Origin of the sequence: Cohnella mopanensis, from assembly GCF_022352055.1 — a bacterium.
GTDB classification, from domain to species: Bacteria; Bacillota; Bacilli; order Paenibacillales; family Paenibacillaceae; genus Cohnella; species Cohnella mopanensis.
Genome location: NZ_JAKRWM010000021.1, coordinates 90,267 through 102,883 on the forward strand (window position 1 = coordinate 90,267; position 12,617 = coordinate 102,883).

Here is a 12,617-nt window from a genome sequence, read left to right on the forward strand (position 1 = left end):
GAGGAAGTCTTATGGAGCCGCTGTTTCAGATCAATGTCAAGTGCATCTGCTGCGATGAAAGCTTTCAAACGTCTCGCGTAAGACCCAGCCTGAAAAAAGCCGTGAAGACGGATACCGATTTCTGTTCCTATTTTAAGACCGTAAATCCTGATTATTACGTCGTTAGGGTTTGCCCGAATTGCGGGTTCTCCACGACTGAGAATTTCGCGGAACGAATCAACGACAAACAAAAATCGATTTATTACGAGAAGATAGGAAACAAGTGGAAATTCAAAGATTTCGGCGGAGAACGTACTTTGAACGTGGCGATGGAGTGCTACAAGCTATGCTTGTTAACCGCTCAAGCGATTGGGGAGAAGGATCGGGTCATCGCTGCGTTGCTTCACCATATTGCTTGGCTGTACCGTTACGAAGGGAAGAAAGACCAAGAAAATCGCTTTATTCAATTCGCCCTGGATGCTTACGTACGCGTCTATGAGACCGAGAGGGATTCCATCAGCAATGCCCGGTTAATGTACTTGATCGGGGAGCTTAATAAGCGGTTGGGCAATTTCCAGGAAGCGGTTAGGTGGTTCGGTCGGGTCATCCAAGATAAGAAGATCGTAGACGCCGCCATGATTCGCGCATCCCGCGAGCAGTGGCAACACATCCGCGAGATTATGACGGGGCAAGGACTGGAGCTTCCGGAGGAAATGCAGCAAAGCGGTACATAACGTTCCGATGCGGTTAATTTCCTCGAATCGGGCGGTTGGCTAGCAGATAGTCTTGGTCGGCGTCGATAATTCGGAGGCTGCCATGACAACAAGGAAAGATAAGCGTAAGCTTGCGGGCTCCGCCATATAGTGTGGTAACGTCTTCAGGCTTCAGAGGAATAAGTACATTCGAGCTGCGGCAAAATGGACAATCCTGAGCGTAAACTTCATTTCTGACGATATCGTAGGGCAAGCTGTTTTTTAACGGAATCATGGTCTAGTCCCCTTTCACGTATATAAACATACAACAGAGGGAATGACAGTGCAATAAACGGAGAGGTGACAAAATGAAACAATCGTTATCCTTAAAATGGAACTTAGAATCGCTGTTTCCCGGAGGCTCGTCTTCTCCTCAATATTCGGAGTTCGTGGGGGAAACTGAGGCGCTTTGCGCGGCTTTACTGAAGGAGCTTCACGAGAGTGGAGAACGTTCGCCGGAGGCGGAGCAGCTTACGGAATGGACGGAGAAGCTTCAACTTGTTCTGTCGCGCCTAAGAGAGGCGGATGCTTACGTCTCCTGCTTAACTTCGCAGGATATGGGCGATAAGCGCGCGGTAGCTTGGACGGAGAGGATTCAGACGCTGTCGGCTCGCTTTAAGCAAGCTGCGGATTTGTACGATGCTAAGCTCGCTGAGGTGCCCGATGAATTATGGCAGCAATGGAGCGGACAATCGGAGAAATCGCCGATTCAATTTCCGCTTAATGAAAGAAGGGAATCCGCTAAGGAAAAGCTTCCTCCGGCATTGGAAGCCGTTGCAAGCGAACTGGCGGTGGACGGCTATCATGGCTGGGGAGAACATTATAATACAGTTGTAGGACGGATTTCGATCCCGTGGGAGGAAAATAACGAATCTTTACAGCTTTCCGTTGGGCAGGCAGCGAATAAGCTAGACGATCCCAATCCGGCGGTAAGAGACGCTATGGCCGCCAAATGGGAAGAAGCATGGGCGGCTCAGGCGGACTTGGGAGCGGATACGTTAAATCGCTTGGCTGGATTTCGGCTTAAGTTATATGGGATGAGGGGCTGGAACGATCCGCTAAGGGAACCGCTTCGGATGAACCGAATGAGCCACGCAACGTTGGATGCGATGTGGTCGGCTGTCGAAGGCAGCATCGAGCCGCTGAAACGTTACTTGGCATTGAAAGCGCGCCGATTCGGCAAAGAAAAGCTAGCCTGGCACGATGTTGACGCCCCGATCGCCACAAGTCAAGCTAAAATTCCTTACGAGGAAGCTGCCCAGATCATTACCGATGCGTTCGCGCAATTTTCTCCGGATATGGCGCAACTTTCCCGTACAGCGTTCGCCGATCAGTGGATCGAGGCGGAGGATCGTTCAGGGAAACGACCTGGAGGTTTCTGTACGAGCTTACCTCTAAGCCGCCAAAGCCGGATTTTCATGACTTACTCGGGAACTCCGGGCAATGTATCGACATTGGCCCATGAGCTTGGGCATGCGTATCATGGGGCGCTGGTCGAAAACTTACCGCCATTTGCACAAGACTATGCTATGAATGTTGCTGAGACGGCATCGACCTTTGCGGAGGCGATCGTGGGCGATGCTCTGCTGCGCAGGGCGGAGAGTGACGATGAGAAGCTGGCGCTTCTAGACGATCGGTTACAGCGAGCCGTAGCTTTCTGCATGAACATCCGCGCAAGATTCCTGTTCGAGACACGGTTCTATGAGCGCCGTGCGGCGGGCATGTTGGAAGCATCCGATTTGAGCGAGCTTATGGTAGCGGCGCAGAAGGAAGCTTTCGGGAATGCGTTAGATAGCTGGCATCCGCATTTCTGGGCTTCCAAGCTTCATTTTTATTTAACCGACGTTCCGTTCTACAATTTCCCATACACGTTCGGTTATTTGTTCAGTACCGGTTTAGTAGCCGTTTCCGAGCGAGAAGGACCTTCGTTCAGCAAACGTTATGACGATTTGTTACGGGACACCGGGATCATGACAGTGGAACAACTGGGTTCCCGCCATCTTGGCGTCGATCTGGAGCAGCCGCAATTTTGGCAAGATGCTGTCGCTAGAGTTATCGCCGACGTCGAAGCTTTTTCCGATTTGTGCGAGTAAATGGACAAATGTCGCCTTCAGCCCCTTGAGCGGGCTGAAGGTTTTTTTGCTGTCTGACATGTCTTTAAAGACCGGGTGACGGAAAGCTTCGTCCCTTAATGGAATTACAAAATAAACCATAAATAGACAAAAAGATTGAAATATTCAAAATATTCAATTATAATGAGTCCGAAGTCGCAATACTCGTTCTTAATGACCAGATTTGATAAGCAAAAAGGAGGAGAATGATAACGTTGGAACAAATTTCTTTAGCTCGTCAAGTGGATGTAGCTTTGGAGAAATTGGGAGGAGAACTGAAAGGGATGACCGCGGGTACGATCGTTTTGCAAATACGCGACGACGCGGTCGGCAGATTCGGGATTCGTCATTTACCCGTGGATTGCATGAACCAGGAACGTGGAACATCCGGGCTATCACCCGATCAAGTGCTTACTCTGAGGCGGCTCGCCGTTGAAGCGCTTCGTCATAAGAGCGGTTGGACTCACGGAGAAATTTCGTATGATTTCGTGTTGAAGCAGGGCAAAGTGTTCGTAAGCGTTCAATTCGAATCGAATTATAACATGGCAAATTTATTGTTCCGATACTCTCCGAAGAAGCACGATCGTCGTGGAGCCTCCAACGAATAATACGCATACATAATGAAAATCCGGCAAGCTCCCCGAGGAGTTGCCGGATTTTTGCTTATGCAAGAGCTTGTCGTTACCGACCGGAACGTCCGGCGAGCTGTTGCTCGGACATCTGTACGAGCCTACGGGTAATTTGACCTCCAATGGAGCCAGCTTCACGGGTTAAAAGATTACCATAGTAACCGTCTTTCGGAAGCTGAATGCCAAGCTCCTGCGCGACTTCGAATTTCAACTGTTCCAGCGCCTGAGCGGCTTGAGGAACGACGAGGGAACTGCTGCGTGAACGTGATGCCACTATCGCTCACCTCCTTTGAAAGTAGTATGGACGTAATTGGGAGAGCTATGCATTCAACGGAAACGTTTCCATTAAAAACAAATAATAAGTACTTCCACTGGTCCTACTTTGTCGCACGGAGCAGCATTGGGAGCTGCAGGTTCGGAAAGTGGTCCTACAGCATCGCACGGAGCAGCATTGGGAGCTGTAGGCTCGGAAAGTGGTCCTACAGCGTCACGCGGAGCAGCATTAGGAGCTGTAAGTTCGGAATGTGGTCCTACAGCATCGCACGGAGCAGCATTGGGAGCTGTAGGATCGGAAAGTGGTCCTACGACTTACTCTAATCCGAAATCCAGGTCAGAGCTTACGTACGGATCGTCGGGAGGAGTGATGGAGACGACTTTGTCTACGAGGATTTGGATGATCTCTATGTTATTGTATACGGTTGTGCCGAGTTTGCCGGTAACGGTTACCCATTCGTCTGTCGCGAGGGTATTCGCTTTGTCGTAGATCGCCATAATTCCGTAAGGGGATGCGTCAGCGGAGCAGCAGTTGACCGAGAACCGGCTAACGCCGAATTGCGTTGTGCCCATCGCGTTTTCCCGATAAACGAAGCCGTTTAACTCGATTGTTTTACCGATGAAAGCGGATCGATATAAATCAATCGTCGTTAACGTTTCGATGAATTGTTTGTCTGTGACGCGGATGATGTTCCGGCTCGCCAGTTTTCTGCCGAATTTGGCATAGCTGTCGGTGAATTCATCCGTAGTTGCGAAGAGGGGGGAGTCGCTCGGCAACTCAACACTAGGCGAACCGGGGCTAGCGGTAGGGAGGCCGGAAGCCGGTTTAACGATCAATTGCGGGCTAAATTGAACGCCTTTGGCCGAGGCAATGCTGCTTCCGAGCATGCCGTCGGGCACAACGAAGCCGATAAGCAACGGGAACGCGAACCAACCGTACAGAAGCAGGCTTTTACCCCATGTCGCAGGCAACTCGTGGTTGCATTCGCATGCTAGATGATCATGTTCCCGGTCGAACCAAGTACGGATAGCGGAGTATAATTGCTGTGCTGCAACGGCATATAATCCCAAAGCCGATAATTTCACGACGAATTGCATGCGGGGGGCGATATATAAATTTAGATCACCCGAGCGGACAAGGTGAACGATGAACATGGCGAAGCCGGCGAGTAGTAACGCTCTCACTAAATAGTGGGCGGACTCGCGGAGTGGGGCAGCGTTATTCATGGCGGGCACCTCTTTCTACACGATTCCAAGACGATCGAATAAGATCGAACCGAACAGGACGAGCAATGCGATCAATAGGCTGAACTTCAACACGAATTTTTTACGGAATACTGCAAGCATCATAAGCGTGTTTTTCAAATCGAGCATAGGACCGAACACGAGGAAGGAGAGCAACGCAGCCGGAGGGAACATGTTATTGAAGGATGCGGCGACGAATGCGTCCGAAGTTGAACATAGCGACAACGCGTAGGCGAACCCCATCATGAACAGATGGGAGAGCAGCTCGTGGTCCGCGACCGAGGCCAAAGACGCACGAGTGATTAGAGTTTGCAGAAGAGCTGTGATTAGCGATCCTAGAATTAAATATTTGCCCATATCGAAAAATTCTTCGGCAGCATGAGCGGGCGTATCCGCGAGCTTCTTTAATACGCTTCCTCCGGTTTCATGTCCGTGATGATGATGGTCATGATGATCATGGTGGTGATCATGTGCGTGAAGATGCTTCTCTGGTTCAGGCTTCATCGGATCCCGTTTCATGAAATAATATAGGATCATTCCTAAAGTGACAGCTACCGCGAACGCCAAATAAAAACGAGAATAAGCTAAATGCTTATTCGTCCGGAAAGCGGCGAAGGTCGCCCCGAAGACGACGGGATTAATGATCGGTCCCGCGACGATATAGATGATGCCTATGTACGCGGGAAGCCCTTTACGAATAAGCCTGCGCACGATGGGGATCATTCCGCATTCGCATAGCGGCAACACGATGCCGAGCAGGCTACCGAATAACACGCCGGCGATCGGATTTTTGGGAGTAAGCCTTTGAATGAGTTTGTCCGATACGAAAGATTGCAAAAGCGCGGAAATAAATACGCCGATCAGAAGAAAAGGCAGCGCTTCGAGAATGATGCTTAGAAATATAATTTTGAAGCTTTGTAGCTTAGCATAGTCAAAGCTCCAATGGGATGCATCTTTGCCGAAAAAAATAAGGGCCAAAAGTGCTGCGCAGCCAACCGTAGCCGCTCCGGTTGCTAGTCGCATAATTGAACGAGGCACGACGTCACTTCCTTGCCTATAAAAAGTAATTATTACGATTATACTAACGTATGCTTGGCCAGGGGGCTCTCAGAACAAACAAATGATGTGGTTGACAAAGCTAACACGAGGGGTATAATGATTAACAAATCAAGTATATTCGGTGATGAAGAGAACAAGTACGCCTGGATGGAGCGCTCCCAGAGAGCCGGTGATTGCTGGAAGCCGGTACGCTTGCCTTGCGGAATGGGTCTTGGAGCCGAGAGCGAAACGACGCACCCGAGAGGCAGGAAACTTAATCTCGACAGTTCGTCCTATGTTCTCCGACTGTTCCCCGTTACAGGAGCTTAAGGTATTGCGGCTTCGTTCTGCCGCAGTACGAATAAGGGTGGTACCACGGCTTTCTCGTCCCTTGCGGAGGAAGGCTTTTTTTTGTTTTCCAAAAATAAAAAAGGGGTTATCGAACAATGGGCAAACAACGCGTATTATCCGGAATTCAATCCAGCGGTAAACTGACGCTTGGAAATTACATCGGAGCTATGAAAAATTACGTGGCACTTCAGCACGAACACGACTGTTTCTATATGATTGCCGATCTGCATGCGATTACGGTGCCGCAGGAGCCGGCCGCGTTACGCGAGCAAAGCGAATCCGTGGCAGCTCTATTCGTAGCGGCTGGATTAGATCCAACGCAAGCTGCGATATTCTTGCAATCGCACGTTTCGGCGCACGCTGAGCTCAGCTGGTTGATGACAACGATGACTTATATGGGCGAATTGGAGCGCATGACTCAATTTAAGGATAAATCCGAGGGGAAAGAAGCGGTCGGTGCCGGTTTATTCTTATATCCGTCGCTGATGGCTGCCGACATTCTTCTCTACAATGCGAATCTCGTACCCGTCGGGGACGATCAGAAGCAGCATTTGGAGCTAACTCGCGATTTAGCGGGCCGCTTCAACTATAGATACGGCGAGACATTGGTCGTACCTGAGCCGTTCATCCCTAAAGTCGGGGCAAGAATCATGTCTTTGGACGATGCTTCGAAAAAAATGAGCAAAAGCAATCCGAACGTGGGAAGCTTCATCAGTCTTCTCGATTCTCCGGACGAAATTCGCAAAAAAATATCCCGCGCCAAGACGGATCTGGGCCGGGAAATCGTATTCGATGTGCCAAACAAGCCGGAAATCAGCAACTTGATGACCATTTACGCTCAGTGCTCCGGCCAGACGCTTGAGCAGGTGCAAGCCGCTTACGAGGGACAAGGGTACGGCGCGTTCAAGAAGGATTTGGCAGAGGTTGTCGTTCAAGCATTGGAGCCACTGCAACAAAAATACGCCGACGTTCGTTCTTCCGGAGAAATCCATCAAATCTTGCGCGACGGCGCGGAGCGCGCTTCCGCGGTGGCCGAGACTACGCTAAATTCGGTTAAGGAAGCTATGGGCTTCGTTGCTAAAAGCCGTTAAGGGTTAAGAGTCGGAAAGTTTCTTTCTTAACCGGGCTTTGACGACGAATCCTAGGCCCGTTACGGCAATCGTAAGCACGCCGAACAAAAGCGCGAGCCAGCCGTTATGGCTGAGAGAGAATGCGGTCGCGAGCATCAAAACAATGGAAGCCATCGCAAAAAAAAGCGACAAAGATTTACTCATGATTTCACCTCGCATATTTTCCTTCGTTTCTAGCATACTAAGTTGGCAAGCTTGCAAACCAATCATCTAGACGAAGGGAGAATTTACTCATGGCGTCAAGCAACCAATTAGTCGTACCGCAAGCCAAAGCAGCATTGCAGAGCATGAAGGTAGAAGCAGCTCAATCTCTAGGTGTACAAATTCCAGCGGATGGATATTACGGCAACGTAACGTCCCGCGAAGCTGGTTCCCTAGGTGGTTATATCACCAAGAAACTCGTCCAAATGGCTGAGCAACAATTATCCGGTCGCTAAGGACAACGCGTCCAGCACCGAAAGCCCGGGGCTTGCCCTCGGGCTTTTCATATTGTGCGCCTACGGGAGGACATACGTCAAGCGGGAAGCCCTCGAAGGGTTCCCGCTTGACGTATGTTAATAAGTATTCATGCGAAGTCTTTTCTCCAATCGTTCATCGCTTAGCCATCCGACGTATGATTGTAACGGAGCGTAGGACAAATCCATGAGGACAACGGCCACGAAAGGATACTGCCTTCGATAACGATACCTAACGTCGACCCATCTGACCTCGTATCCCCAGGTTTGCGGCTTCACGTGCCCGCAGGGAAACGGAGTGACGCCCAGGAAAGCTTGTACGTCGGGATGCTGCTTGGAGGCATCGATGGCGGGATGCTCATCGCATTTCATGACGTCGAGCCATTTCAATTTTCCGTGATCCCATTCCCCAACGCCAAACGTGCAATCGGCGGAAGTTCTGACCAAGTTCCAACGGTACAAGGAAACGGTCGGAAGCAACGTATATCGATCTCCAGGCTGGCTTCCGGGATCCTGTTTCGCTATCTGCCGCGATAGCCTGCGATGAACTAGCGTTCTCCAGCCGTAATAGATGCCAAGCAGAATATAGAGGACCGGAAAAATAACCTGAGGCGGCGCGACTCCCGAAATCCAAAGCAGAATAGCAAGCAGATGCGTGGAGAAAATAAAGGGGTCGAAAATATGGATAATATTCCAAGCGACCCATTGCTTGCTTAACGGGCGAAACGCCTGTGTTCCATAGGAATTGAATAAATCGGAAAAGACGTGAACGACGACGGCAAGCAATACCCAAAAACCGATGTGCCACCAAGGGATATTATGAAATATAAGTGACACGACGGCCGTAATCAATGCGGCCCAACCTAGGATGGCCGGAAAGGAATGGGACAAGCCGCGGTGATTTTTGATATAATCGGCATTGCTCTTGAATCTGAGTAAACCGTCGAGATCCGGAGCGTTAGATCCTGCTATCGTGCCAATAAGAATGGCGACTGGGCCCAATGAGTGTGAAGTTACTGCGGGATCGACCATCGCCAGTCCGCCTAATCCTAAGCCGAACACGAAATGCGTGCCGGTGTCCATTTGTTCAGCCCCCTTTTCGTTTCAGTATGGACGTCTTGCCGCTAAAATATGAAGAAAAGGGGTGATCGCCATGATCCTCTTCTGTGAATATGTCATACCGGACAACCACCGGGAAGCTTACTTGGCATGGGTCCATGCTGATCCGGAGCGTTGGCGGGGAATCGACATTGCCGAGAATACGGGACAAGCGGGAGTATTCGTGGAAATCCAAAGCGTGGAATCGGATGAGGAAGCCGCCGCAACAGAAAAGGAACGTCGCGAGGGACGTTCCTGGATAGAGATGGAGCAATGGGTTAAGGGCGGGAAAGCCGGGCTTAGGCTTTGGACGTTCCGTCCGCTAATAATTAACGGGTAGGCATCGAGCCGAACGGAAGCGTGTAATTGATGGGCTCGTCGAACGTAATATAGTCCAAGTTGAGTGTAAGCAGTAAGTAACGTTTGCCGGTTACCGGGTCGCTGATAATGATATGGTCTCGGCCGGCCGCTTCCAGAACGCCTTTGAATATTTTGGCATTCCACTCGGAATTGTTCTCGTAGGTCATATACAAAGTAGCGACTTTGCCTAAGTTCATGCGAAGAATATTTTCTACATACGACTCTTCTTGAGTGGGCACTCCTGGGAGCGTGGTGGCCCCAGGGTTAACCGGTATACCACTCATAACGGGCTGCGGTACGTTACCCTGCATCATCGTCATATTAGGCATCATGTTGCCGCCCGGCACGTTCATGGGCATCATGTTGGAGCTAGGTACGCTCATGGGCATCATGTTGGAGCTAGGTACGCTCATGGGCATCATAGCAGCCCCTTGTACTTGATTTTGCGCATAACCTGGCCAAGGCATTTTGTTGTTTAACATTGTAGATCCTCCTTAAATTAATAAACGGATGGACTATTGGCTTTGATGGCGGCCAAATCGTATGCCGCCCTTCCTAGTTGTCGCCTATGCCTAACGTTTTGGCATTAGGCGATTGTCGCTATACAGTGTATTTAGGCAGCCCGAATTGTGTGACTATGGATAGAATCGAATTTAAGGGAAGTTCGCACCTTGTTCACAGGCGGTGGCGATTTGATGAACTCGGAAAGGCGAACGTTGTCAATGCTTGAAGATTTGCGGTATCATGAATCATACGTCAGCTTATGCCGTTTCGCTTGCATAAAGGAGGAACACCGTGTTTAAAGATCTTGTGGCATTAACGAAGCCGCGTATTATCCGGTTGAATTTAATCGCGGCTTTCGGCGGTTACTGGGTCGCGTCTAAGTGGGAATGGGATACGATTTTTAGCTGGTCTTTGCTATGGATGCTTGTCGGATCCGCGTTAACGATGGCTTCCGCTTGCGTTTTCAATAATTACTTAGATCGCGAACTCGATATGAAAATGGAAAGAACACGCGATCGGGCTCTTCCGCAGAACAGAATGACGCCGCGATTCGTGTTCGGGTATGCCGTCCTACTGGGCATCGTAGGGTTAATCGTGCTATTTGCCCTCGTTAACGTGCTATCGGGATGGTTAGGCTTGCTTGGAATGTTCGTTTACGTCGTGATTTATACGATGTGGCTTAAACGAAGCTCGACCTGGAGTACTTCTATTGGAGGAGTATCCGGTGCCATGCCGCCGGTCATCGGCTATTGCGCGGTTTCGAATGAAATCGATGCAGGCGCTTGGATTTTGTTTGCTCTCCTGTTCTTGTGGCAACCAGCGCATTTCTGGTCATTGGCTATTAGGCGCAAAGAGGAATACAGAGCAGCGGGCTTTCCTTTATTACCGGTCGTCAAAGGCGTTACTCGTACCAAATGGCAGATGCTCCCGTATATCTTGCTGCTTATACCGACATCCATATTGATGTATTACTACGATTACGTTGGGATCTATTTCCTTATCTTATCGGTCGGGGTAGCGGCTGTATGGTTTATCCATGCGCTGTCCGGCTTACGTGCTAAAGACGATGAAAAGTGGGCGAAAGCCGACTTCATGATCTCGATTAATTATTTGATGATTATGTTTTTAACGATGATATTGAACACGCAAGGAGTGTAAATTCCGAATGGATCAGCAGAAGGATGAACAATCGCAACATCAAACTAACGAATCGGCTAACCCAAGCGTGGAAATTGCGTACGAGCCGTCGAGGCCGCAAAGTTCCTGGTTAAAGAGATACGGATTTTCATTGCTTGTGCTTGGGCTTTGCATCGTTCTGGGATATTTCATTCTCATGCAACAGAACAAAAAGGACGAGCTGCCGATGCAAGGCCAAGGAGAGGAATTCTCCTACACCGACATGAACGGCGAGAACGTGACGTTGTCGGGCACGAACGGCAAAGCGCGACTGCTGTACTTTTTCTTCGCGAATTGTCCGGACGTATGTCCTCCGACCACATTTCTGATGTCCCAAGTTCAGGATGAATTGATCGAGGACGGAGTTTTCGGCGACAAGGTTGAATTCCTGTCGGTTACGATCGATCCGACGCGCGATACGCCGGAAGTGCTGAAGGATTACGCGAAACGCTTCGCTGCGGATCCGAAGGGCTGGAAATTCCTGCGCGGGGACGAACAAGAGACGGCTGATTTGGCGCGCAAGTATCAAATTCTCGTTACGAAAGACGCTGAAGGGAACTTCGGCCACATGAACCTGATCGTGCTGCTCGACAAGAACGGGCAAATTCGCGATTGGATTTCGGCCAACGATTATATCGAAGAGGGTGCGGATAATCTAAGCCCTAGCGATATGGCTAAGAAGATTAAGAGCCTGCTGTAATTTGTCATTTCACGGCAATTCTGCGAGACTAGCCCTAATCAATATTCGAACTTGAAGCACGCGCCGCTCATCCACCCATTCATGGGGGGATGCAGCGGCTTTTTTGTGTCCGCAAAAAAAAGAGATCAGGCAGTTCACCGAAGTGACTCTGATCTCTTTTTTATTATTGAGTCGGCCATCCTAAAGTCGGATCGGGGTACAAAATATATTGCTCAAGCCCGACTTTCTCGAGTTGTTGGATGAGATATTCTTCTGGAGTTCCTTCCACGCCGCTGTATCCTCTTCGCGTGTAGATGTGCTCGGCGTCCGGGAAAACTTCGCGAAGAATGCCTCTAATGCGCCGCCCCGACGAGTCGGGGTCGGTGAATAAGTATACTTGGCGATCACCGACTACTTTACGAAGCGATTCGATTCGGTTCGTGTTTAGCGTACCGAAAGTGCAATGAATGGGAACTTCGGGAGATAGAACGCGGGAAAGTCGGCTTTTGTCGTTCTTCCCTTCGACGATTATGGCTATGTCCATAGAGATCACCTCGAATGGATTTCCTATTTCGATATTGTACCACATTGCTGGTTTTTTAACGGAAATCCCCTTTTCTCAATAGGGAACTTGTCCGGTATCGTCGAAAATCAATTCGATTGCCAAGGGCCGCAAACCCATGAACAAAGCGGCCCTTCGGAGCTGCGTGCGAAGGAGTCGACTTAATGGGCACGCAAAACGATTACGAGCAAAATGAACAAAACGAGAACGATTGTCGTTGTAGTAGTAGAGATAGATGCTCCATTCCCTCCGACGCCGAATTGAGACAAGTTCGT

Annotated in this window: 17 protein-coding genes; 9 read left to right on the forward strand and 8 right to left on the reverse strand. The window is 49.8% G+C overall.

The window, feature by feature from the left end; all coding sequences use genetic code 11:
• Positions 1-11: 11 nt before the first annotated feature.
• On the forward strand, positions 12-713 hold the full coding sequence (locus L3D05_RS22750) for a DUF2225 domain-containing protein (protein ID WP_239618676.1): 702 nt from the start codon (positions 12-14) through the stop codon (positions 711-713).
• A 13-nt stretch (positions 714-726) separates the two neighbouring features.
• Here the strand turns inward: L3D05_RS22750 and L3D05_RS22755 are convergent, their stop codons facing one another.
• Complete coding sequence (locus tag L3D05_RS22755) at positions 727-966, reverse strand: hypothetical protein (RefSeq protein WP_239618677.1); 240 nt, start codon at positions 964-966, stop codon at positions 727-729.
• 73 nt (positions 967-1,039) lie between these two features.
• Between L3D05_RS22755 and L3D05_RS22760 the strand changes: the two genes are divergently transcribed.
• On the forward strand, positions 1,040-2,824 hold the full coding sequence (locus tag L3D05_RS22760) for a M3 family oligoendopeptidase (RefSeq protein ID WP_239618678.1): 1,785 nt from the start codon (positions 1,040-1,042) through the stop codon (positions 2,822-2,824).
• Between the two features lie 224 nt (positions 2,825-3,048).
• Positions 3,049-3,450 carry an O-methyltransferase gene (locus L3D05_RS22765; RefSeq protein WP_239618679.1) on the forward strand — a complete coding sequence of 134 codons (402 nt, stop codon included), beginning with the start codon at positions 3,049-3,051 and terminating at the stop codon, positions 3,448-3,450.
• 73 nt (positions 3,451-3,523) lie between these two features.
• Here the strand turns inward: L3D05_RS22765 and L3D05_RS22770 are convergent, their stop codons facing one another.
• The 3 genes from L3D05_RS22770 to L3D05_RS22780 form a co-directional block, all read right to left on the reverse strand.
• Positions 3,524-3,748 (reverse strand): alpha/beta-type small acid-soluble spore protein, encoded by a 225-nt coding sequence (locus L3D05_RS22770; protein WP_369418003.1) that lies wholly within the window; start codon positions 3,746-3,748, stop codon positions 3,524-3,526.
• 311 nt (positions 3,749-4,059) lie between these two features.
• Complete coding sequence (locus L3D05_RS22775; RefSeq protein WP_239618681.1) at positions 4,060-4,971, reverse strand: TIGR03943 family putative permease subunit; 912 nt, start codon at positions 4,969-4,971, stop codon at positions 4,060-4,062.
• A 15-nt stretch (positions 4,972-4,986) separates the two neighbouring features.
• Positions 4,987-6,027 carry a permease gene (locus tag L3D05_RS22780; RefSeq protein WP_239618682.1) on the reverse strand — a complete coding sequence of 347 codons (1,041 nt, stop codon included), beginning with the start codon at positions 6,025-6,027 and terminating at the stop codon, positions 4,987-4,989.
• Positions 6,028-6,144: 117 nt separating this feature from the next.
• On the opposite strand from L3D05_RS22780, the gene L3D05_RS22785 reads away from it, so the two are divergent.
• On the forward strand, positions 6,145-6,357 hold the full coding sequence (locus tag L3D05_RS22785; RefSeq protein WP_239618683.1) for a hypothetical protein: 213 nt from the start codon (positions 6,145-6,147) through the stop codon (positions 6,355-6,357).
• A gap of 116 nt (positions 6,358-6,473) precedes the next feature.
• Entirely contained in the window at positions 6,474-7,469 is a 996-nt protein-coding gene (gene trpS, locus L3D05_RS22790) for a tryptophan--tRNA ligase (RefSeq protein WP_239618684.1), read from the forward strand.
• Positions 7,470-7,472: 3 nt separating this feature from the next.
• Here the strand turns inward: trpS and L3D05_RS22795 are convergent, their stop codons facing one another.
• Entirely contained in the window at positions 7,473-7,652 is a 180-nt protein-coding gene (locus L3D05_RS22795) for a hypothetical protein (protein ID WP_239618685.1), read from the reverse strand.
• A gap of 89 nt (positions 7,653-7,741) precedes the next feature.
• Between L3D05_RS22795 and L3D05_RS22800 the strand changes: the two genes are divergently transcribed.
• Complete coding sequence (locus L3D05_RS22800; protein ID WP_239618686.1) at positions 7,742-7,945, forward strand: alpha/beta-type small acid-soluble spore protein; 204 nt, start codon at positions 7,742-7,744, stop codon at positions 7,943-7,945.
• A gap of 117 nt (positions 7,946-8,062) precedes the next feature.
• Here L3D05_RS22800 and L3D05_RS22805 read toward each other — a convergent pair whose 3' ends face one another.
• Complete coding sequence (locus L3D05_RS22805; protein ID WP_239618687.1) at positions 8,063-9,046, reverse strand: metal-dependent hydrolase; 984 nt, start codon at positions 9,044-9,046, stop codon at positions 8,063-8,065.
• A gap of 70 nt (positions 9,047-9,116) precedes the next feature.
• Here L3D05_RS22805 and L3D05_RS22810 point away from each other — a divergent pair, with 70 nt between their 5' ends.
• Positions 9,117-9,401: a hypothetical protein gene (locus tag L3D05_RS22810; RefSeq protein ID WP_239618688.1), complete on the forward strand. Its 285-nt coding sequence runs from the start codon at positions 9,117-9,119 to the stop codon at positions 9,399-9,401.
• Here the strand turns inward: L3D05_RS22810 and gerQ are convergent.
• Entirely contained in the window at positions 9,391-9,903 is a 513-nt protein-coding gene (gene gerQ / locus L3D05_RS22815; RefSeq protein WP_439647971.1) for a spore coat protein GerQ, read from the reverse strand. The genes L3D05_RS22810 and gerQ overlap by 11 nt on opposite strands.
• Before the next feature lie 313 nt (positions 9,904-10,216).
• Between gerQ and cyoE the strand changes: the two genes are divergently transcribed.
• Positions 10,217-11,083 (forward strand): heme o synthase, encoded by an 867-nt coding sequence (gene cyoE / locus L3D05_RS22820; RefSeq protein ID WP_239618689.1) that lies wholly within the window; start codon positions 10,217-10,219, stop codon positions 11,081-11,083.
• A 7-nt stretch (positions 11,084-11,090) separates the two neighbouring features.
• The gene (locus L3D05_RS22825) at positions 11,091-11,801 is read left to right on the forward strand and encodes an SCO family protein (RefSeq protein WP_239618690.1); all 711 of its coding nucleotides are present in this window, start codon (positions 11,091-11,093) and stop codon (positions 11,799-11,801) included.
• 163 nt (positions 11,802-11,964) lie between these two features.
• Here the strand turns inward: L3D05_RS22825 and L3D05_RS22830 are convergent, their stop codons facing one another.
• Positions 11,965-12,324, reverse strand: a complete 360-nt coding sequence (locus L3D05_RS22830) for a ribonuclease M5 (RefSeq protein WP_239618691.1) — start codon at positions 12,322-12,324, stop codon at positions 11,965-11,967.
• Positions 12,325-12,617: the final 293 nt, after the last annotated feature.